We start from the raw sequence: 20,417 nt of genomic DNA on the forward strand, positions 1-20,417 counted from the left end.
CGATTTAATAGTTTATGGCATGCAGCATGTGGAACCACGTTGCATAATTTGTATGGACCAACTGAGGCAACAGTAGAGGTTTCATACTATGATTGTCCAACTGAAAATGAATGTGTACCAGATTCAATTCCAATTGGTCAACCAATTGATAATGTCCGCTTATATATTTTGGATCGCTGTAACCAACTTGTACCAATTGGTGTTCCAGGTGAATTACACATTGCAGGGGATTGCCTCGCAAGAGGGTATTTGAACCGGGAAGAATTAACGAAAAAAGCTTTCGTAGAGGATCCGTTTGTTGAAGGGGAAAAAATGTACAAAACAGGCGACCTTGTACGATGGAAAGAAAATGGACAAATTGAATATCTAGGACGTATTGATCATCAAGTGAAAATTAGAGGGTATCGTATCGAACTAGGTGAAATCGAACAAACATTATTACAACATGAGATGATTCAAGAGGCTGTGGTAGTTGCGAGATTTAACGAAGCTAAAGAATTAATTTTATGTGGATATATAGTACACAAAGGTAATTTTAATGAAGATAAATTGAGAAATTATATGAATGAACAATTACCTAGTTACATGATTCCTGCGTTTTTAATTTCTATAGATGAAATGCCTTTAAATGCGAGTGGAAAGGCAGATAGAAAAGAATTAATGAGTAGAGAGCTGCCGACCAATGAACAGGAATCCAATGAAGAACCAGTTACTGAGTTGGAGACAGAGCTACATGAAATTTGGACAGAAATACTGGGCTTAAAAAGAATTGGTGTAAAGAGCAGTTTCTTTAATCTAGGTGGAAATTCCTTAACAGCTATTAAACTAATTTCTAGACTTCAAAACTTAGGTAAGAAAGTGAAGCTAAGTGATATTTTTGAACATCATACAATAAGAAGTTTAGCTCAGCACCTGCTTGATAATGATACAACTGATCGAATTCAATATTTGAATCATTTTGAACAGGTTGAACAGTTAATTGAAGAAAAATTCTTTGTTAAGTGTAAGATGAGTCAATTAACAATAGAGGATAATACATTAAATATTTTAACAGTAGAGGACCAACAACATGTAAGTCTAGAAGAATTGCAAGATGCAATAGATAAAAATTGTCATCCATCTGTTCAACCACATTATATTCTTATGGGTAAAGAGCAAAAATTGCCTAATAAAAACTTAGAAGCAGATGTGGTAAAAAAAGAATGGAAGGAAAAAATAGAGAACTTGCTTACAGAGTTCTCAGATTCTGTACTTTCTATGGAATCAGAAAGTGTAAGAGCAATTGTGCCTTCTCAATGCTATCACATTAATCAAACTGATATTTCTGGAACAGTAATGAAGTTTGAGCAGTATATGGATGTAGAAAATTTAAAGAAAGCTATATTAAAAGTCATAAGAGAACAGGATTTAATGAGAAGTAAGCTTATTAAAAAAGATAATGAATATATGTGGGAAACAGTACAGTGCCCAGAAGATATACTATTACCGTTTCTAGATATATCTGAATTTAGTTTTTCTACAAAACAAGAGTTAATGGATCAAATAATTTGGCCGTATTTTTATAAGAAATATGATCAAGATTCATTACAATATAGAATGATCTTAGTGAAAGAGAGTTTAAAAGATTATTTACTTATCCTACCATTTTCTCATTCGATTTTTGACTTTATGAGTGGTGAAATTATAAAGAACAAAATTGAACGATATTATAATTACTACCATAGAGGAAGTGTAGAAAATTGGACTAAAGATAATAGTTATTGGGATTATAATGAACAAATTATGCTGGGACCAATAGAGATTAGTGATGCCGAAATTGTAGAAAAATATAAGCTTAAGCAATTTAGTGAAGGTCAGAAAGCTATTTCTAATTTTGTAATTAATAATAAAAAAATAGGTGGAAACACTACGATTAAATTGGGAATGGAAATTAACAAGTTAAATGAAAAATTTGGCGATGAAAGTAAACTTGAAGTGCCGTTTAATATGTTAGTTAATTTCTGTCATAAGTATTTTAATATTACCCATGCTCCAATTTTGATTGCGAACTATGCTAGAACTTTTAGGAATAAAAAATATTTTAATGTAATCGGTGAGTTTGTAGATTATATTCCAATCGTTGTATCAAAAGAAATGGATTTAATAACGAGTGGAAAGAAAATTAAAGAAAATATTGAGTTGGCGGTTTCAAAAAATATTAGTTTTGCTAACTTAATTTTCAATGAAAAGATGCAAGAAGATTATTCAATGTCAAGGGAATACCTTAAAGAATCATTGCAAGAGATTCCAATTGTTTTTAACTTCTTAGGCGAAATACGTAATGAACAAAAAATATTACAGTCTGTTGATTTACAAGAAGCTAATGTAAAGGATAGAAATAGAATTATTTGTGAAGTTTGGTATGAGGAAGACATGGTTTATGTAGCACTGACAATACCGTATGTAGAATCGAAAGAATTACTTGAACAATATTTAGTAGATACTCCAGAAAGTTTATTTTTACAAAATGTGTAAATAAATGTAGTGATCTTCTGAAATAGTAAAGAAGTTTAGGTACTTCTTTACTATTTCAGTTTTATTTGAAAGGAGATACTATGAGTAATACAAGTGTACTACATCAACCGAAAGTCGAATCTTTGAATATGCTTATTTTTACAGTTACACGTTTTCTTTCAGAAATGGGAAGTTCAATATTTAAATTTGCACTAAGCCTATATGTTTTAGATGTAACTGGATCACCTACTGCCTTTTCGATGGTTTTAGGTTTTTCTATTATACCTGGAATACTTGTTAATATTTTTGCAGGTGTATATATTGATAAACATGATAAGAAGAAGATCATTATACTTTCAGAGGTTTTTAGTGGATTACTGCTACTAATTTTCTTTGGAGCTTTTAAGTTTTTTAGCCTAGACATTGTTAGTGTCACAATTTTCACTGTATTATTAAGCTTAATTCAAGCATTTTGTTTTTTGACATTAAACGCTTCTATTGCAAACATTGTGAATAATGATAAGGTAGCTAGTGTTAATTCGTCGTATCAAACGATTGGAGCTGTAATTAATGTTGTAGGACCGATATTAGGTGCGGTTATTTATAGATTAATTGATTTAGAAATGATCGTGCTAATCTATGGTATAGTAGTTATCTTGTCTGGTTTTTTTCAAGTATTTTTGAAATTTAAGCGTAAAACGATGGTTGAAGAGAACAAAAGTTACACAGAAAGCTTTAAGGAAGTATATAGATATATTAATAAGCAAACAGCTGTGAAATACTTATTAGTGGCATTCTTTACAATTAACTTTGTTCTTACACCTCTTTTACAAGTTGTTTTACCATATGTAATTTATCAAAAGTTAGACCTTTCTGGACAAGGATTATCTATTATTCAATCTTCTTACTTTGTTGGGATTATCATAGGTGCGTTATTAGTTTCAAGAAAAAAAATTATGCAAGCTGTCATAGATAAGATATTTATTTTGTTTCAAATACAAGCACTACTTTTTATGATGTGGTGTTTTCCAAATTTCTTATCACAAGATTTTTTAAACATAACGTTACTTATTATTGTAATTTATTGCATTATCATTTCTACAACAGGAATCTTTAATGCTTTAGCGAATATACCAATGACTTCACATATACAAATTCACACACCTGAAAATATTAGAGCTAGTTTTTTTGGTGTAGTTAGTTCTATTACAAGCATATGTACACCAATAGGCATGTGGTTATATGGAATATTGTTAGAGGGTATTAATTGGTTTTATATTCCAATCGCATCTGGTGTTATCGTTTTGATAGTTGGTTTTTTGGCAAATAGAAATGAAGAAGTAAAAAGCTATTTTAGTAAGGAAACATTAGAACAAGATATAGGCTTAAAACATGAAAAGGTAACTTCACATTAAACTATTCTAGTGTAAAGTTAATAATGTACTATATATATCCAAGTTAAAAAAACGACATAAAAACCCCTTTCTTTTAGAGGAGGACGAGAGCATCTGGCCGTGCATGGAAGCGGTCAGGGCCTTTTCCTGCCACATGCGAGGTTTAAAAACAAAGGGAGGGAGCAAGTGCAGATCATGTTGTATTGCTACATAGCAATGAGTTATATGTCGAAAAATTAAAATGGATTTAATTAAACCAACCGCATTATACTAAAAATGCGGTTGGTTTAATTCATTTTTATATCAATAAGTCGAAAGTTATTTATTGAATGTTACTTTCCCTTTAACACCATCCACTTTTATCTTATCATTTTTAGCGCCTAAAATCGTAACATTTTTTTCAATACCATTGATATCGGCTGAACCATCACCAACCTTAGCTCGTACTGATCCATCAATATCTTTAATAACAACAGCGCCATTATTATTGTCAACATTAATATCAGATGACACGCTGGAAATATTAACCTTTCCGTCCCTATTTGTTACACTTACAGTCCCTTTAACATTGGAAATGTCTATATTTCCATTAACATTAAGTATGTTTATATCTGAATCCAGTTTAGAAACTTTAATATCTCCGTCTCTATGGTTGTCTTTAAATTCTACTTTTACATTTTTAGGTACCGAGAGTTTAACATCAACCCAAGTTTCACTATTACTAAAGAATTGCCCGTCAAAAGATGTATTTAAGTGGGCAACTCCATTTTTCTCTGAAAGATCTAGCTTTAATTTGTCCATGCTAATTCCTTTTGCTTTTGCATTGATAGAAGCTACTATTTTATCCGATGTAGAGTTTGTTGAAATATCAATATTACCATTACGATTATCTAATGTTAGTGTTTTAACATTAGAGGCTGGTAGTTCCAGTTTTTGTTCTTTTGTTTCACTTTCAGAACTTGAACAGCCAGTAAGAATTAAAGGGATTAACGCACAGAAAGTAATTAATTTTTGTTTCATTTTGCTTTCCTCCAGTCTTTAATAAAAAATTTAAACGACATCTCTTTTTACAAAAATCGGATAAGAAACTAGATGCATGATGAATATATGAATTAAGATTAATATTAAAGCAAAACTTAAGGTCATTCCCTCTACAGGTGGACTCTCATATATAAAATTTGATAGATCTGTATTAGAGAAGATAAAATATTGTGTCCAGCTGAAACCTTTTAATGAAATGCTCATAACAAAACCTGCAATTGTTATTAAAAGAGAAAACACGATAGAGAATGTTGAACTTTTAAATGCAGCTGAAATCATAAATGCTAAAGTCGCAACAATAAGTAAGAAAGGAATTTTAAAGAGTAAGCTACCAATTAGTGCTTGAAGGACACTTGTTTTTTGAACGACTTGATCTTTGACAAATAAGTAGTCACCGTTTATGCCATCAAATCCTAACAGAATACCACTAAATATAATTGAAAGAATAAATGTGATTCCGACTAGAAACAGTCCAAATAATAAAGTCGAAATATATTTAGAAAAATATATTTCTGTACGAGTAGCAGTTCGAGTTAATAGAAATTTAATGGTTCCTGACTGAAATTCACTTGCCACACTTTCACCAGCTATTATTAAGGTAAGAATAGAAATCGCTACTAAAAAGTTTGTACTTTGTCCAATTGTAAAGAACCATGCATTGTTTTCTGGTTTTATATTATTGTCAATGTAGTACTTATTTAGTAAAAACTTTTTTTCATTTTCGAGTATTTCCACAGGTAATGTTTTAGATTCTTTTTCAACTTTAAGTAATTCATTTTCTTCTATAAGGGAAGTTTTCCAATCATCTCCATAGTTGACATGATGAGAAAATTTCACATTTAGAAATTGGACTAGAATAAATAGAACCATAACTCCTATCATGACCCAAGTTCTTTTTCGTTTAAAAGTTTTCATGTTTTCATTTTTTATTAGATTAAGCATTACGTAGTTCATCTCCTGTCATTTCGATAAATTTGTCCTCTAGAGTGGCTTTCATAGTTTGAACACCGTAAACATTTACTCCACTTCTTGCTAACGTATCACTAATTTCTGGTATACGTTCTTTACTAATTTTAATATTGATCATATTTTGGTTTGTTACAATTTCAGCTCCTACTAATAACTTTTGAAGTACTGGAATAGCTAAATCTGTTCGATCTACTTCAAATTGAACGTGACTTACCTTTTCTTTTGTAATATCTTTAATGTCATGTAAGCCCACCATATTGCCCTTATCAATAATAGCTATACGGTCACACATCATTTCCATTTCAGCCATTTGGTGGCTTGATACAACAATTGCTACATTTTCAACTTTAGCTAGCTTTTTTAAATGAAGCCTTAAATCACGAATACCTTTAGGATCAAGCCCATTTGTAGGTTCATCTAATAGTAGAAGTGAAGGCTTGTGTACTAAAACAATCGCAAGGGCAAGCCGTTGTTTCATTCCTAAAGAGTAAGTTGAAACTTTATTATGAATACTTTTCTCTAAACCAACTAAAGATACAACCTCATTTAATCGTTCGTTTGGGACATTGGGCGTCATACGAGAGAAGTGAAGAAGATTATCATAGCCAGATAGAAATTTGTACAAATCAGGGTTTTCAACAATTACTCCTACATGTCTCATCGCCCCTTTAAAATCTTTATCTACATTTTTTCCATTGATTTCAACTGTTCCACTAGATTTTGAAATTAATCCAACTATCATTCTAATTGTCGTGGTTTTTCCAGCTCCGTTTGGACCGAGGAGTCCAAGTATTTCTCCTTCGTTCACATCAAATGACAATTGATTGACAAGTGTTTTTTTTCCGACTTTTTTAGTTAAATTGCTTACTTGCAAGATACTCACTTTTTTCATCTCCTTATTCATTTTCATTTTCGATTCAATATTATGAGTTGTGTTCTTGGTATCAACGTATCAAAATTAATGTAATAAAGTACAGTGACAAAATGTAATAACCTTGCTATGATAAAAATATAATGATGTAAAATATATACATTAAGTAGAAGTTTTTTAGTAGGAGGTGCTTATACAGTTGATTTCCATACAAAATAAATTACTTTGGCAGCATTGGTCAATCGTATTCATTCGTATCTTTTGGATTACGGCAGTTACGATTTTAACGTATCAAGATAATCCTACATTTCCTTTTGAAATTGTTTTTGGTATGACTTTAATACTGTATGTCATACCTGTAATATTATATAAAATTCGATATGAACTATATTTATTGGCTGAGATAATATTAGTGGGAGGGCTTTCGCTTTATCTTGCATATACTTATCATTTAGCACAGTTTTTTTCTCCTGCAATTTTAACATTGGCATTTTTTTGTCGTGGAAAAGCTAATTTCTATACATTACCTTTAACAATTATCGTTTATATATTCGGAGTTTTCTTGAATTTTGATTATAAATTAAATCACCTGCTTCTAAATATATTTGACGTTCTTTTCATCTATGGTGTTGGACATGTGTCACAGAGAATTGTTTTTTCTATGGATTCAATTAAACAAAAACTTGAATTAATTAAAGAGAAGAATGCAATTTTAGAACAATACTCTTCACAAGTTGAAAGAATGACCTTACTTGAGGAAAGATGTAGAATGGCAAGGGAATTACATGATACTGTTGGTTATAAATTTACGTCAGTTATATTAAGTATGGAAACATTAAAACCTCATTTAACTACTGAAGAGGGGAAAAAAAAATTACAAGATATATTAGATATGTCACGATCTGGCTTAGAGAGTATTCGAAGGCAAATTCATGAAATGGATCCATTGGAAGAGGAGTCAAATTTAGATGTATCTTTACTTAATATTATAGAAGAATTTAAAAGCAATACACACATTGATGTTGTTTTTCGAACAATTGGAGAGCAGTATACGATAGCGAAAAAAGTTAAAATGACTTTTTGTCGTTGTTTACAAGAGGCAATGACAAATGCAACTAGGCATGGAGAAGCAGAATCGATACAAGTTCTTTTACAATATCATAAAAGTCATGTCATGCTTCAGGTACAAGATAATGGTAAAGGAATAGAATATATCCAAGAGGGATTTGGCTTATCTGGAATGAGAAATCGTTTAAATGAATATCAAGGAAGCTTGTACATAGACTCTCAAAAGAATGTTGGCACCATTTTAACTTGTGTAATTCCAAGTTTAAATATAGAGAAGACTCCTACTCAAGATGAAATAAATATATTAATAGTAGATGATCAATCTATGGTTTTAGATAGCTTACAACTTTTATTGACTGAATATACTGGTTTTCATGTTACTATTGCGAATAGCGGAAGACAAGCTTTAGAAAAATGTGAAGTAAATCAACCAGATATTATTCTTATGGACGTACAAATGCCTGAGATGAATGGGATTATAACGACAGAAGAAATTAAAAGGAAATGGCCAAATATTAAAGTTATTATGGTGACGACTTTTGAAGAATCTTCTAGTGTTTCTGAAGCGCTTAAAGCAGGGGCTGAAGGATATGTACTTAAATCTGCCCCGCCTAAAGAATTAGTAGCGGCAATTAGATTAGTAAATTCAGGAGGGACTATGTTGTCTCAAGGTGTTGCGAATCGTTTGTTTAATGAATATAACTCAATACCGAAAAAGTATCCTTATGAATTGACGCGACGTGAAATTGAGGTCTTAGGTGCTCTTAAAGAGGGCCTTCGATATAAAGAAATTTCCCAAAAATTGTTTTTATCTGAAGGGACTGTAAGGAATTATGCTTCTTCTATATATATGAAGCTTAAAGTTTCAGGAAGAAGTGAAGCTGTAAAAAAAGCAGATGAGGAAGCTTTATTATAAATAATACGGATAATTTACTAGAATAGTTACATACACTACTATATAAATACAAATTAAAAAATCGACATAAAAACCGTCTTTCTTTTTAGGCGGGCGAGAGCAGCTGGCCATGCATAGAAGCGGTCATGTTGTATTCTACATAGCAGCATTATATGGCGAAAAATTAAAATAGATATATATAGAATATACAAGTCAATCAAGAGCGTTCTTTTTTGTTGTTACTTTAAAATAGAATTCGTTATAGGAATAAAAAATCTTTGCGCACACACGCAAAGACTTTTTATTTTCGTTCCTCTAGTTTTCCAACACAAGAAGTGCAATACACTTCGCCGCTGAGTTCAATATATTTTTGAATATTTGTCATCCCACTTGGTGGATATTGCATGTACACCCAAGAACGTTCATGTACTGCAATTTCCTTCCCACATGTTGTACACATAGTTGATTTTTTACCAAACATAGTTAGTCCCCTTTACGATAACGAATTTTTCCTGCACAAAAGGCTGAACATAGTAAAAAGAGTGTGCCAAGTCCCCAGCCTCCAATTGCAGCATATGGTACAGCGTCTTTTAATGCCATGCCAGCGCTAATAGAAGCGACGAATAGCAAAATAAATACCGTCGTTAATTTTCTCATTGTATCCATATGAAGTTCCCCCTTTAAAAGTCTATATTTTTATTATAAGGTAAATTTCGGAAAAGAAATGTTTTTTCGATAAAGAAGTGTGATAGGTCTCACATTTTTTTACTGTTATATTATGTATGATAAAATTTAGAAAAGCTTATCAATGAGGAGGAAAAAAGAATGAGCGTCACAGAACATAAAAAACAAGCACCTGTACAAGTTCGTTGTAAAATCATCACAATCTCGGATACGCGTACAGAAGAAACCGATAAAAGTGGTAAGCTATTAAAAGAGTTATTAAGAGAAACAAATCATCAAGTAACAGCGTATGAGATTGTGAAAGATGATAAGGAAAGCATTCAGCAAGCTGTCTTGTCTGGATATCATCAAGAGGATGTTGACGTTGTATTAACTAATGGAGGAACAGGTATTACAAAGCGTGACGTGACAATTGAAGCTGTTTCTCCATTATTAGATAAGGAAATCGTTGGTTTTGGTGAGTTATTTCGAACGATTAGTTATTTAGAAGATATCGGCAGCGCAGCGATGCTAAGCAGGGCGATTGGCGGAACAATTGGTACAAAGGTGGTCTTTTCTATGCCAGGATCGACAGGTGCAGTTCGTCTGGCAATGAATAAATTAATTTTACCAGAGCTTGGCCATATTACATTTGAGCTGCATCGTCAATGAAAATAGCAGGAATTGTATTAGCCGGCGGAAGGTCAAGTCGTTTTGGAGAGCCGAAAGCATTAGCAAATTGGCAGGGAAAAACATTTATTGAGCATAGTATAGAAGCGTTAAAAGAAATTGTAACAGATATGGTTGTCATTAGCCATTCAGACATTACAGATGAGCTTTCACATATGCTGAATGTTCCTGTTATAGAAGATCTTGCGCTGTATAAAGGAAACGGCCCGCTTGCTGGTTTAGTAACAGGCATGGAATATGTAAGCGCAGACTGGTACATCGTTGCACCGTGCGACACACCAAATGTTTCGAAAGAGTGGGCATTGGAATTAATAGAACGAGCGGAAGAAGCATATGAAGCAATTGTTCCGTTAGCTGAAGGGCGGAAACAACCACTTTTAGCACTATACCATTATAAAGTAAAAGAGAAAATAGAACGGTTATTAAAGGAAGAGAAAAGAAGTATGCAGGGGTTATTATCACAGTGTAACGTTCAGTATGTAACGGTGACAGAAACAGATATTTTTGTAAATGTGAATACAAAGGAAGAATATAAGGAATTACAGAAGAAAAAGAGCAAATAAGGGGAGTACATAATGGAAAGCGAATTACTAAAAATATTTGATGAACATAGAAATCCAGTCGGAGTCGCAACACGTGAAGAAGTACATAAAATAGGGCATTGGCATGAAACATTTCATTGCTGGTTTATAAGTAGGGAAAATGGAGTAGATTATATTCATCTGCAAATTCGTAGTCATATAAAAAAGGATTATCCAAATTTGTTAGACATTACAGCTGCGGGACATATACTAGCTCATGAAACCGTGTATGATGGAATACGCGAAGTGCAAGAAGAAGTGGGGATTGATGTCTCGTTTGATGAACTTATATCATTAGGCATTATCAATTATTGCGTTACAATGGAAGCTTTTATTGATAAAGAATTAGCTCACGTCTTTTTATATGAAATGAAAGGTACAATGGACGATTATACACTGCAGGCAGAAGAAGTGTCAGGTATTGTCAAAATTGACTTCAATAGTTTTGCTGAACTTTGGTTAGGAGAAAGAAATGAAATTACAGTAGAAGGATTCGAAATGAATGAAGCCGGAGAAAAAGTTTCTATTCATAAAACGATAGATAAAAGTCATTTTGTGCCGCATGAGCTTTCGTATTATGAGAGCATTATCACGTTGATGAGAGAGAATATGAAGTTATTGGTCTAAAAAATGATTGCTCTGTATTTACAAATCAAAATCATCCAAAAAACAACCACATAAGATTGAATTAGCAAAAGCACTCATATTCGAGTGCTTTTGCTTTCGTAAAAAAAATACATTTATATATCCAAAATATATAAATGTATTTTAATTTTTCGACACATAAGTCGTTGCTATGGAGAAAAAAGTGGTCTGCACTCGCTTTCTCACTTTGTTTTAACCCTTGCCTTTCAGGAAAAGGACCTGACCGCTCCTATGCATGGCCAGATGCTCTCGTCCCCCCTAAAGAAAAGAGGTTTTATGTTGTCTTTGTTAATTTGTGTATACAGAATATTTAAATTAACAATCCCATAATAAGAGTACTATAATACATACCATCTATATACGTATCTTGTTGTAATAATCCTTCTTCTTTAAAGCCAACCTTCTTATAAAGTTCTATTGCTCTATCATTGTCTTCTCGAGTTACAAGATGTATTTTCTTAGTTGTTCCATTTCCTTTTGCCCATTCAATAAGTTCGTCCATCAATGTTCTGCCTAAACCAATCCCGCAGTGTTCTTCTGCAATTACGATTCCGAGCGTTCCTACATGCTTCGCTCGTGCTTTTTGACTAGAGGTAATAGATGCGATGCTGATGATCTCATCATCCATTGTTGCTAGCAATATAATTGAATGATTATCTGTTCTAGTAGACTCTATGAAGTTTTCATAATCATGTAGAGACATACTGAACTCATTTTTTCCGAACGAAAGAAAATCAGTTTCTCCGCCGACTATATTATAAAATTTGATCATAGACTGAGCATCTTCTTGGACAGCTTCTCTTATCATCACTTCTTTACCATTTTTTAAACATATTTTTTCCATATTTCTCAGCTTCTTTCAATTTTAATTTTTCGAGATATAAATCGCTGCTATGCAGAATACAGCCTGACCGCTGCTTGCTTGTTCCCTTTGTTTAAACCTAGCATGTGGCAGAAAAAGGTCCTGACCGCTTCTATGCATGGCCAGATGCTCTCGCCCGCCTAAAAAGAAAGGGATTTTTAACTTGTATATAGTTTATATCCATCATAATATTAATGTTTGAAATTTTATAGCTTTCATTTTTGAATTAAAAAATATATAGAACGATACAAAAAAGCGAAGAACCATAAAGATTCTTCGCTTTTTTGTAATTGAATACTAGGGTATCTTGCTATATATGAGGTAAATTCACTCTTTATATATATTATACCACTGTAAATTATTTGAAATTTATGCAATGTTGCATATCGTGATTTTAGAATGTTGTCAGTTTGAAATGTGTTGGTTTGTTATTTATGTTAAGAAACACATATAAAGTTTCTGATTTGTGAATATCGATAGCTTACTTTGCGGCGGCGTCCTGCTTGCCATGTATATCCGGATACTCCGTGCGTTCTTACTTCAGTAGGGTAAAACCAAAAATTTCTTCCAAAAGGTCCTTGTCCTTTTAAGCCAATAAATCCCCATCTTCCTAAACAATTACACATCAATGATCGTATTTGACCCATTTGTACAGGAGAAGAAAATGTTGATGGTACTGATGGCGCTTGTGCCGGTGGTGCTGATGTTGGAGCATCTTCAGCATCGTCGGGACGATATACGTCATCATCGATTTCTCTTATGTCCTCGAAGGATTGATAACCAGGAGTTTGCATAGGGTAATACTGTAGTTGATTATAATTTGCATATGGAAAATACATTGGTTGATTATTCATGAAAACATCACCTCATCTTTTTTATCCACATTTACAATATCAGTATGTTGTGTACTCCTTATATGAAGCTTATTCATAGCCTAAAAATGCCTTTCTCTTCTGTTGAATCATTCACAAAGTGTTTAAAGACTATTCAAAAGTAATATGAAATCTTGCATATTTAATTTTATTCATTTAAATAATATGTTATCTTGTTTCAGTTATATATTGGTATGGAGGGACATTATGAAAAAGAAAATGAATAAAATTATGCTTGGAGTTAGTACAATGGCATTGTCGTTAGGGGCATTGCAAGCTGAAGTATCAGCGGAAGAAAAAGTACCTTACAATGTACTGCAAATGAAACCAGCAGGGATAGAAACGCCAAAAGATGCAGTTGCTCATTCCTCAAAAGCTGATGAAACATTATCATTTGAAGACCGTTTAAAAGTAGGAGATTTTTCACAGAAGCCAGCTTCCGCTAAGACAAGTGTGAAAGCGGAGCAGTCTCAGAAAAGCTATACTTTAGATGAACTGAATAAAATGAACGATGAGGAGTTAATTGATACACTAGCGAATATTCGAAGCGGACAAATTAAAGATTTATTTCAGTTTAACGAAGAAACAAAGGGTTTCTATGGAAATAAAGAACGCATGCAAGTAATCATCAATGGATTAGAGAAACGAGGAAGTACGTTTACAAAAAACGATGCAAAAGGAATTGATACATTTACTGAAGTGCTTCGCTCCGCTTTTTATGTTGGATTTTATAATGAGGAATCAAGTTTAAGTTATTTAAAAGAGAGAAGCTTCAAAGATAAGTGTTTACCGGCATTAAAAGCAATTGCCAAGAATCCAAATTTTAAACTCGGTACAGCTGAGCAAGATTTGGTTGTAAATGCATACGGGGATTTAATGAGGAATACGTCTAGTGACGTTGAAACGGTGCAATATGCAGCAAAAATTTTAAAACAGTATAATAATAACCTTTCTACATATGAAAGTGACCGTAAGAAAGGAGATGCTGTATACGCTTTGATGGGAGCTGTCGATGCCAGTATAGATACTGATTGGGTCCTTTCGGGTAAAGAGCCAAATGCGACAATGTGGTATGGGAAGATTGATAGTTTTATAAATGAAGTCAATAAAATGGCGCTTATAGGTAATGTGACGGATAAAAATGGTTGGCTCATTAATAATGGGATTTACTATGCAGGACGTTTAGGGAAATTTCATAGTAATCCGAAGAAAGGGTTAGACGTTGTTACGCGAGCAATGGGGATGTATCCATATTTAGGAGAGCAATATTTTGGTGCGGCACAGCAGATTGCTACAAATTACGGCGGAGTAGATGCCAACGGAAAAGCAGTAAATTTAGATCAAATTAAAGAAGAGGGAAAGAAGAAATTTTTACCTAACACGTATACATTTGATGACGGAGCAATTGTCTTTAAAACGGGAGATAAAGTGACAGAGGAAAAAATCCAAAGAATGTACTGGGCTGCGAAAGAAGTAAAAGCACAATATCATCGTGTAATCGGAAATGATAAAGCATTAGAACAAGGGAATGCGGATGATGTATTAACAATCGTGATTTATAATACGCCAGATGAATATAAATTTAACCAGCAATTGTACGGATACGAAACGAGTAATGGTGGTATTTATATAGAAAACGTCGGAACGTTCTTTACATATGAACGTACACCGCAGCAAAGTATTTTTAGTTTGGAAGAATTGTTCCGTCATGAATTTACACATTATTTACAGGGAAGATATGAAGTGCCTGGATTATGGGGGCAAGGGGAATTACAGCAAAATGAACGTTTGACATGGTATGAAGAAGGAAATGCAGAATTTTTTGCGGGATCGACGCGTACGAATAATGTAGTGCCGCGTAAGAGTGTTATAAGAGGTTTATCAAACGAACCAGCAAAACGCTATACAGCAGAACAAACACTATATGCAAAATACGGAACGTGGGATTTTTATAACTATTCCTTTGCATTGCAGTCTTATATGTATAATCACAAATTTGATACTTTTGATAAAGTACAAGATTTAATTCGTGCAAATGATGTGCAAGGTTATGATGCATACCGAGAGGCGTTAAGTAAAGATGAACAATTGAATAAAGAATATCAAACATATATGCAGCAATTAATGGATAATCAAGAAAAATTTACTGTGCCGCAAGTATCAGATGATTATGTAGTAAGTCATGCACAGAAGGCACTAACTGAAGTGAAGCAGGAAATTGCGGATGTTGCGAATGTAAAAGATGCAAAGATTACAAAGCATAAGTCTCAATTCTTTAATACATTTACAGTTGAAGGTACGTATACAGGCAATGCAACGAAAGGTGAATCTGAAGACTGGAAAACGATGAGTAAACAAGTGAACGAAGCATTAGAGAAGCTGTCACAAAAAGAATGGAGCGGTTATAAAACAGTAACAGCGTACTTTGTAAATTATCGTGTAAATAATGAAAATCAGTTCCAATATGATATTGTTTTCCACGGCATTGCAACAGATGAAGGCGCAAGTCAAGGAACGATTGTAAAGAGAAAAGATTCATATTCCGGGGAAGAAAATAATGCAATTCAGTTTAAGAGCGATAGTTCAAAAGCTGAAGATCGAAAAATTGTTTCTTATCTTTGGGACTTTGGAGATGGGGAAACAAGTACAGAAGCAAATCCTACTCATGTATATGAAAAAGCAGGAACGTATACGGCAACCTTAACAATGGAAGATGATAAAGGAAAAGAAAGTAAAGAACTAATGACAGTTCATGTAGAGCGGGCAAAAGAAACATATTACGGGGAAGAAAATAGCGCAATTCAGTTTAAGAGCGATCGTTCAAAAGCGGAAGGTCGAAAAGTTGTTTCTTACCTTTGGGACTTTGGAGATGGGAAAACAAGTACAGAAGAAAATCCTACTCATACATATGAAAAAGCAGGAACATATACGGCAACCTTAACAACGAAAGATGATCAAGGAAAAGAAAGTAAAGAACAAATGATAGTTACTGTAGATCGAATAGGGGCAACTGAAACAGAACCAAATAATCATCTTGAACAAGCAAATGTAATTCCGTTTAATACGCTTCTCAAAGGTTCATTTGGTGATGGAGATTATAGGGATACTTATACGTTTAATGTGTCATCACCAAAAGAAATGGAAATTTTTGTCATTAACGAATGTAAACTCAACATGACGTGGGCGCTTTATCATGAATCGGATTTGAGAAGACCCGTTACAAATGGACAGCCTGGTGGAGATGTAATTAAAGGAACGTTTACAGTAAAACCAGGGAAGTATTATTTATATGTGGGTACATATGATCAGAGAGATGGGACATATTCTGTTAAAGTAAAATAAAGATAGAAATAGAGATACTTCTTCATAGAAAGAAGTGTCTCTGCAAACTGTTGAAAAACAATTTTTTCAACAAAGTGAGAAGAAAGCAGATTATATTTGCTTTCTTCTTTTTTGCTATTTGTATACGTTAAAATTTAGAATAAACAAAGAGGATAGCTAGAGGAATAGTTTGTTGGAGACTCAGCAGTGAGAGTCTTCATTCACTGATTCAAAAATTGTTTCTTCCGAATAGTCGTTTCTGGTAAGGAATCCCTGCTTTCCATGATATTGAGATAGTTGTTTGTCTGTATTCATATGTATATTCCTCTTTTATGCATACGTAAAAAAACTAAAATTCAATGAGAAAAGTAGGGATTTTGCAAGTAAGAAGGAGTTACAGCATATGTCTCGAAAATTAATGGAGTAAAGTATCGGATATAGCGGGGGAAATATATGAAAAGATGGGGAATTGAATTACTGCTTTTATGTGTTGTTATCATATGGGGCGTCAATTATACAATCGGAAAATACGGACTCGTAGAATTAACTGCAATCCAATTTACAGCCATTCGCATGGTTACTGCGGCACCGCTGTTATTGTTGCTAACGTTTTACATAGAAAAATCGCTTTATATTGCATGGAAAGATATGATAAGACTTATTTTTGTTAGCATGGTTGGGATTACGCTGTATCAAACGTTATTTATGGAGACGATTCAATATACGTCTGCAACAAATGCATCGTTATTAATCTCGATTTCTCCCATTTTTACGACGATGTTTGCTGTATTTTTGAAAGAAGAGCAGTTTTCATCACGTAAACTTGTTGGATCAGTTATTGCGTGTATCGGAGCGGCACTTGTATTACTTGCAGGGCATTCTCTTGTGCAATCTTTTTATGGTAATGCAATTGGGCTCATTACTTCGATTTGCTGGGGATTGTATCCTGTTTTAGCAACGCCGCTTATGAAAAGGTATTCTGCTTTGCGCGTAACGGCCTGGGCTTCAGCAATTGGTGCGGTGCCGCTTGTATTATTGAGCGGTTGGCAAATTGTTCAGTTACCTTTTGCGATCGAGCACAGCAGTACATGGTTTTCGTTAATCTATTCCATTTTTCTTGTTACTGTATTTGGGCTTGTGATGTGGTACGTTGGGATTCAAAAAATTGGTGCATCACATACGATGGTATATATGTACATTACACCGTTTGTAGCGGTTTTATTTGCAGCAATATGGGCAAGAGAGCAATTATCTTTACAACAATTGATTGGCGGGCTCGTTATTTTTATTGGTTTATGGTTTGTAAAGTCAGAGAAACGGTTACTTGTAATAGAAGAAAAGTGACTATTTTGTAATAAATAAACCTACTAAAACTATTAATTAGCAGGTTTATTTATTATCTTTATATTAGGACATTTTTCTTTTAATAAACGAATAAATGTCTCCTCGTCTTGCGGCACACAAACTGTTATTATATCAAATAAACCATACATAATTTCTAATCGCTGTCTTGTCCATTTGTTTGAATCCAATGGTTTTCCGTAGTATTTCATATGTTGGAGATCATTAAAAGGGATTTCGGTGTTTGTGAAATAATATTTAATAATGAGTGATTCATCAGTGATTGTGTAAGTAGATTTATAAACAAATAAAAAGTTGATTATGTTTAACAAAATCATACAACTTAAGTAAATATTATTCGTTTCTTGTATGAAAAATAGTGCAATAAAAAAGAAAATAGTCAGTAAAAGTATAAGCATATGAAAAGGATTTTGCTTTACTTTGAATTTCATGTATATCCACCTCGGTATCTTTGGTACATAAAATAATTATAATACAATAATTACTTTGGAAAATATGCATAATTGCATATTTTATTTTTTGTTAATAATGTAAAATTTTTAATATATTCTCATTTTTTGTTATGGGATGAATAAAAAGAAAGGTCTTGATCATATGCCAGGAATTAAAATTACGAAAGCAGATGAAGAATTAATGATTGAATGGCAATTAGCAAAAATTCGTATTCCATTGAAGGAAATTATTGAGGTTACTGAAGATGACACTTATGGTGGAAAAGAAGCGAAAGCTATTCGAATCGGAATGCCGCAAGGGACAACAGATCGAATTTTGATTAGGACTAAAAAACAAGCTTATTTGTTGTTTACTACAAATAAAACTTCAATTTTAAATACGATACACTCAGCTCGTATTAACGGGTAGTAAGATTTCTTCAAAAATTTTAAGATTGAAGCTTCCACTAATGGGATTCCTCCCACTGATAGAAGTTTCAATCTTAAGTTAAAATTCCATATGTTTAGCTCAACAAGAGTGAGATTACGCCAGCATTTCCGCTTTTCGGTTTTGAATTACATCTTCATAATGCATAACAAGGTCGTTGAAAATTTCATCCCAGCTTTGTGTTAAAGCGTAATTTCTACCTTGTTGCCCCATATACTCACGCTTTATTGGATGATCAAGCAATGTATAAATACAAGATAAAAAAGAGTCTATTTGTTTCGGCTCACAAAGAAGACCAGTTGCTCCGTTTGTAATAATGTTTTTCACACCGCCTGCGTTTGCACCGATAACCGGTGTGCCGCATGCCAGCGATTCTAAGACGACGTTTCCGAATGTTTCTGTTGGGGATGGGAATACCATAATATTTGAACAAGCATATGCTTCAGCTAATTCATCTCCTTGTAAATATCCAGTAAATGTTATATTTTCTGTCATTATTTCTTTTATTTCACCAGCGAAAGGGCCATCTCCGACGATTAGCCAATGAATATCATTTTGTCGTTTTTTTGTTGTTTGTTTTATTAATACCAGCAAGGTTTCAATATCTTTTTCAGGAGCTAAACGTCCAACGTAAGAGAGGATGTACGGTGATGTGATGCTATATTTTTTTCGAAATGCGTCTTGATCGTAATGAGGATGAAATAGATTGCAATCTACTCCTCGGCCCCAAAGATATAAGTCTTGGAAGCCTTTTTTCTGTAGTTGTTGCATCGTTTCAAGAGAAGGAACGAATGTTTTTTGCAGAGCGCTATGAAACCATTTTAAATAATTCCATAACATCTTGGAGAAGAATTCAATTTTATAATATTGTAAATATGCATCAAAATCTGTGTGATATGAGCCGACGAGAGGGATGTTCAGTTTTTTTGCGTAATACATACCGCAAAGCCCCATGTTAAAGGGGGTTGCGACATGGATAAGATCCGGCTGAAATTGAAAGAGTTCTTTTTTGATGAAACGTGGATTTGGAAATGCTAATCGGCATTCTGGATAGAGCAGTTTAAGCGGGATGCTTTTCATTTTATTGACGTTGGTAACGAAGTGATCTTCCGTTGTATGATGCGGGGCAAATACAGAGTAAGCAATATTTTGTTTTTGCAAATACTGTGTAAAACGATCGAGTGTTTTGGCAACACCGTTCACTTGCGGTGTAAACGTATCTGTAAAGATGGCAATCTTCATCAGATTCCCTCCTTCTTCTATATAAAAAGTGGAATGAATTGATAATAAGAAACAATGCCGGCTATTGTCCCGAGACACATGCCAACGAGTACATCAGATGGATAGTGCAGGCCAAGATAAATACGCGAAATGCCCACGCTAATTGCCACTGGAAGTAGCAAAAATGTTATGCTTGGTTCATATAATAGAAAAGGGATAATCACAGAAAAGATAGCCGTCGTGTGTCCAGATGGAAAAGAATGATCCGCTAATGGATTCGTCGGATACTTTGCATTATGAATGGTTAAATAAGGACGTTTTCGCGGATAAAACTTTTTTAAAATTTGCACAGGAATATGACTAATCGCAAGGGAAATAGCACTTGCAATTGCTATGCCTCGTAAAGATCCGTTTGTGAGAACAAGCAAGAATACAATAAGAGAGATTGTAAAGGTTGCACCGCCCATATGTGTAATGGTGCGAAAAAAGATGTTTAATGTTTTACGCTCGAAATAGCGATTAATTCCTTTGAAGATGTAGCACTCTATTTTATATAAGGAGCTAATGGGTCTAGTTTTCATCAAACTTCT

The 20,417-nt window shown here is 33.5% G+C and carries 19 protein-coding genes; 9 read left to right on the top strand and 10 right to left on the bottom strand.

What is annotated here, in order from left to right; translation table 11 throughout:
• Nucleotides 1–2,514, top strand: a 2,514-nt coding sequence (locus ACIGHG_RS14785) for a phosphopantetheine-binding protein (RefSeq protein ID WP_396549132.1), incomplete at its 5' end; no start/stop codon positions are given.
• 80 nt (nt 2,515–2,594) lie between these two features.
• Nucleotides 2,595–3,908 carry an MFS transporter gene (locus ACIGHG_RS14790; protein WP_336470814.1) on the top strand — a complete coding sequence of 438 codons (1,314 nt, stop codon included), beginning with the start codon at nt 2,595–2,597 and terminating at the stop codon, nt 3,906–3,908.
• Between the two features lie 297 nt (nt 3,909–4,205).
• Here the strand turns inward: ACIGHG_RS14790 and ACIGHG_RS14795 are convergent, their stop codons facing one another.
• The 3 genes from ACIGHG_RS14795 to ACIGHG_RS14805 are packed head-to-tail and all read right to left on the bottom strand — an operon-like array spanning nt 4,206 to nt 6,780.
• Nucleotides 4,206–4,907 carry a DUF4097 family beta strand repeat-containing protein gene (locus ACIGHG_RS14795; protein ID WP_396549135.1) on the bottom strand — a complete coding sequence of 234 codons (702 nt, stop codon included), beginning with the start codon at nt 4,905–4,907 and terminating at the stop codon, nt 4,206–4,208.
• A 30-nt stretch (nt 4,908–4,937) separates the two neighbouring features.
• Nucleotides 4,938–5,870 (bottom strand): ABC transporter permease, encoded by a 933-nt coding sequence (locus tag ACIGHG_RS14800; RefSeq protein WP_090920451.1) that lies wholly within the window; start codon nt 5,868–5,870, stop codon nt 4,938–4,940.
• Nucleotides 5,863–6,780, bottom strand: a complete 918-nt coding sequence (locus ACIGHG_RS14805) for an ABC transporter ATP-binding protein (protein ID WP_336470815.1) — start codon at nt 6,778–6,780, stop codon at nt 5,863–5,865. Before ACIGHG_RS14805 ends, ACIGHG_RS14800 begins: the two co-directional genes overlap by 8 nt.
• A 187-nt stretch (nt 6,781–6,967) precedes the next feature.
• Here ACIGHG_RS14805 and ACIGHG_RS14810 point away from each other — a divergent pair, with 187 nt between their 5' ends.
• Nucleotides 6,968–8,752: a response regulator gene (locus tag ACIGHG_RS14810; protein WP_336470816.1), complete on the top strand. Its 1,785-nt coding sequence runs from the start codon at nt 6,968–6,970 to the stop codon at nt 8,750–8,752.
• Nucleotides 8,753–9,032: 280 nt separating this feature from the next.
• On the opposite strand, the gene ACIGHG_RS14815 is transcribed toward ACIGHG_RS14810, so the two are convergent.
• Nucleotides 9,033–9,212, bottom strand: a complete 180-nt coding sequence (locus ACIGHG_RS14815) for a hypothetical protein (RefSeq protein WP_336470817.1) — start codon at nt 9,210–9,212, stop codon at nt 9,033–9,035.
• A gap of 2 nt (nt 9,213–9,214) precedes the next feature.
• On the bottom strand, nt 9,215–9,397 hold the full coding sequence (locus tag ACIGHG_RS14820) for a hypothetical protein (RefSeq protein ID WP_336470818.1): 183 nt from the start codon (nt 9,395–9,397) through the stop codon (nt 9,215–9,217).
• A 159-nt stretch (nt 9,398–9,556) separates the two neighbouring features.
• On the opposite strand from ACIGHG_RS14820, the gene ACIGHG_RS14825 reads away from it, so the two are divergent.
• The 3 genes from ACIGHG_RS14825 to ACIGHG_RS14835 are packed head-to-tail and all read left to right on the top strand — an operon-like array spanning nt 9,557 to nt 11,292.
• The gene (locus ACIGHG_RS14825) at nt 9,557–10,066 is read left to right on the top strand and encodes a MogA/MoaB family molybdenum cofactor biosynthesis protein (protein ID WP_336470819.1); all 510 of its coding nucleotides are present in this window, start codon (nt 9,557–9,559) and stop codon (nt 10,064–10,066) included.
• Nucleotides 10,063–10,647 carry a molybdenum cofactor guanylyltransferase gene (locus ACIGHG_RS14830; RefSeq protein WP_396549138.1) on the top strand — a complete coding sequence of 195 codons (585 nt, stop codon included), beginning with the start codon at nt 10,063–10,065 and terminating at the stop codon, nt 10,645–10,647. Before ACIGHG_RS14825 ends, ACIGHG_RS14830 begins: the two co-directional genes overlap by 4 nt.
• A gap of 12 nt (nt 10,648–10,659) precedes the next feature.
• The gene (locus tag ACIGHG_RS14835) at nt 10,660–11,292 is read left to right on the top strand and encodes an NUDIX hydrolase (protein ID WP_396549140.1); all 633 of its coding nucleotides are present in this window, start codon (nt 10,660–10,662) and stop codon (nt 11,290–11,292) included.
• Nucleotides 11,293–11,620: 328 nt separating this feature from the next.
• On the opposite strand, the gene ACIGHG_RS14840 is transcribed toward ACIGHG_RS14835, so the two are convergent.
• Together ACIGHG_RS14840 and ACIGHG_RS14845 are read right to left on the bottom strand one after the other, a co-directional pair.
• Entirely contained in the window at nt 11,621–12,154 is a 534-nt protein-coding gene (locus ACIGHG_RS14840; RefSeq protein ID WP_396549142.1) for a GNAT family N-acetyltransferase, read from the bottom strand.
• Between the two features lie 455 nt (nt 12,155–12,609).
• The gene (locus ACIGHG_RS14845; protein WP_396549144.1) at nt 12,610–13,026 is read right to left on the bottom strand and encodes a hypothetical protein; all 417 of its coding nucleotides are present in this window, start codon (nt 13,024–13,026) and stop codon (nt 12,610–12,612) included.
• Between the two features lie 225 nt (nt 13,027–13,251).
• Here ACIGHG_RS14845 and ACIGHG_RS14850 point away from each other — a divergent pair, with 225 nt between their 5' ends.
• Nucleotides 13,252–16,386 carry a collagenase gene (locus ACIGHG_RS14850; protein ID WP_396549145.1) on the top strand — a complete coding sequence of 1,045 codons (3,135 nt, stop codon included), beginning with the start codon at nt 13,252–13,254 and terminating at the stop codon, nt 16,384–16,386.
• A 432-nt stretch (nt 16,387–16,818) separates the two neighbouring features.
• A complete protein-coding gene (locus ACIGHG_RS14855; protein ID WP_396549147.1) occupies nt 16,819–17,709 on the top strand; it encodes a DMT family transporter in 891 nt (296 codons plus the stop codon).
• A gap of 32 nt (nt 17,710–17,741) precedes the next feature.
• Here the strand turns inward: ACIGHG_RS14855 and ACIGHG_RS14860 are convergent, their stop codons facing one another.
• On the bottom strand, nt 17,742–18,158 hold the full coding sequence (locus ACIGHG_RS14860; protein ID WP_336470826.1) for a PH domain-containing protein: 417 nt from the start codon (nt 18,156–18,158) through the stop codon (nt 17,742–17,744).
• A 163-nt stretch (nt 18,159–18,321) separates the two neighbouring features.
• On the opposite strand from ACIGHG_RS14860, the gene ACIGHG_RS14865 reads away from it, so the two are divergent.
• The gene (locus tag ACIGHG_RS14865) at nt 18,322–18,588 is read left to right on the top strand and encodes a SunI/YnzG family protein (RefSeq protein WP_336470827.1); all 267 of its coding nucleotides are present in this window, start codon (nt 18,322–18,324) and stop codon (nt 18,586–18,588) included.
• 114 nt (nt 18,589–18,702) lie between these two features.
• Here ACIGHG_RS14865 and ACIGHG_RS14870 read toward each other — a convergent pair whose 3' ends face one another.
• Nucleotides 18,703–19,848 (bottom strand): glycosyltransferase family 4 protein, encoded by a 1,146-nt coding sequence (locus ACIGHG_RS14870; protein ID WP_336470828.1) that lies wholly within the window; start codon nt 19,846–19,848, stop codon nt 18,703–18,705.
• 17 nt (nt 19,849–19,865) lie between these two features.
• Nucleotides 19,866–20,408 carry a phosphatase PAP2 family protein gene (locus ACIGHG_RS14875; protein ID WP_090919413.1) on the bottom strand — a complete coding sequence of 181 codons (543 nt, stop codon included), beginning with the start codon at nt 20,406–20,408 and terminating at the stop codon, nt 19,866–19,868.
• Nucleotides 20,409–20,417 lie beyond the last annotated feature (9 nt).

This window comes from Bacillus sp. NPDC077411 (assembly GCF_044543425.1).
GTDB classification, from domain to species: domain Bacteria; phylum Bacillota; class Bacilli; order Bacillales; family Bacillaceae_G; genus Bacillus_A; species Bacillus_A bruguierae.

Bases quoted from the DNA above. Each gene is read 5' to 3' on its own strand.
- ACIGHG_RS14850 (WP_396549145.1), top strand. From the start codon at position 13,252: ATGAAAAAGAAAATGAATAAAATTATGCTTGGAGTTAGTACAATGGCA.
- ACIGHG_RS14835 (WP_396549140.1), top strand. From the start codon at position 10,660: ATGGAAAGCGAATTACTAAAAATATTTGATGAACATAGAAATCCAGTC.
- ACIGHG_RS14830 (WP_396549138.1), top strand. From the start codon at position 10,063: ATGAAAATAGCAGGAATTGTATTAGCCGGCGGAAGGTCAAGTCGTTTT.
- ACIGHG_RS14825 (WP_336470819.1), top strand. From the start codon at position 9,557: ATGAGCGTCACAGAACATAAAAAACAAGCACCTGTACAAGTTCGTTGT.
- ACIGHG_RS14800 (WP_090920451.1), bottom strand. From the start codon at position 5,870: ATGCTTAATCTAATAAAAAATGAAAACATGAAAACTTTTAAACGAAAA.
- ACIGHG_RS14865 (WP_336470827.1), top strand. From the start codon at position 18,322: ATGCCAGGAATTAAAATTACGAAAGCAGATGAAGAATTAATGATTGAA.
- ACIGHG_RS14845 (WP_396549144.1), bottom strand. From the start codon at position 13,026: ATGAATAATCAACCAATGTATTTTCCATATGCAAATTATAATCAACTA.
- ACIGHG_RS14815 (WP_336470817.1), bottom strand. From the start codon at position 9,212: ATGTTTGGTAAAAAATCAACTATGTGTACAACATGTGGGAAGGAAATT.
- ACIGHG_RS14875 (WP_090919413.1), bottom strand. From the start codon at position 20,408: ATGAAAACTAGACCCATTAGCTCCTTATATAAAATAGAGTGCTACATC.
- ACIGHG_RS14860 (WP_336470826.1), bottom strand. From the start codon at position 18,158: ATGAAATTCAAAGTAAAGCAAAATCCTTTTCATATGCTTATACTTTTA.
- ACIGHG_RS14840 (WP_396549142.1), bottom strand. From the start codon at position 12,154: ATGGAAAAAATATGTTTAAAAAATGGTAAAGAAGTGATGATAAGAGAA.
- ACIGHG_RS14855 (WP_396549147.1), top strand. From the start codon at position 16,819: ATGAAAAGATGGGGAATTGAATTACTGCTTTTATGTGTTGTTATCATA.
- ACIGHG_RS14870 (WP_336470828.1), bottom strand. From the start codon at position 19,848: ATGAAGATTGCCATCTTTACAGATACGTTTACACCGCAAGTGAACGGT.
- ACIGHG_RS14820 (WP_336470818.1), bottom strand. From the start codon at position 9,397: ATGGATACAATGAGAAAATTAACGACGGTATTTATTTTGCTATTCGTC.
- ACIGHG_RS14790 (WP_336470814.1), top strand. From the start codon at position 2,595: ATGAGTAATACAAGTGTACTACATCAACCGAAAGTCGAATCTTTGAAT.
- ACIGHG_RS14795 (WP_396549135.1), bottom strand. From the start codon at position 4,907: ATGAAACAAAAATTAATTACTTTCTGTGCGTTAATCCCTTTAATTCTT.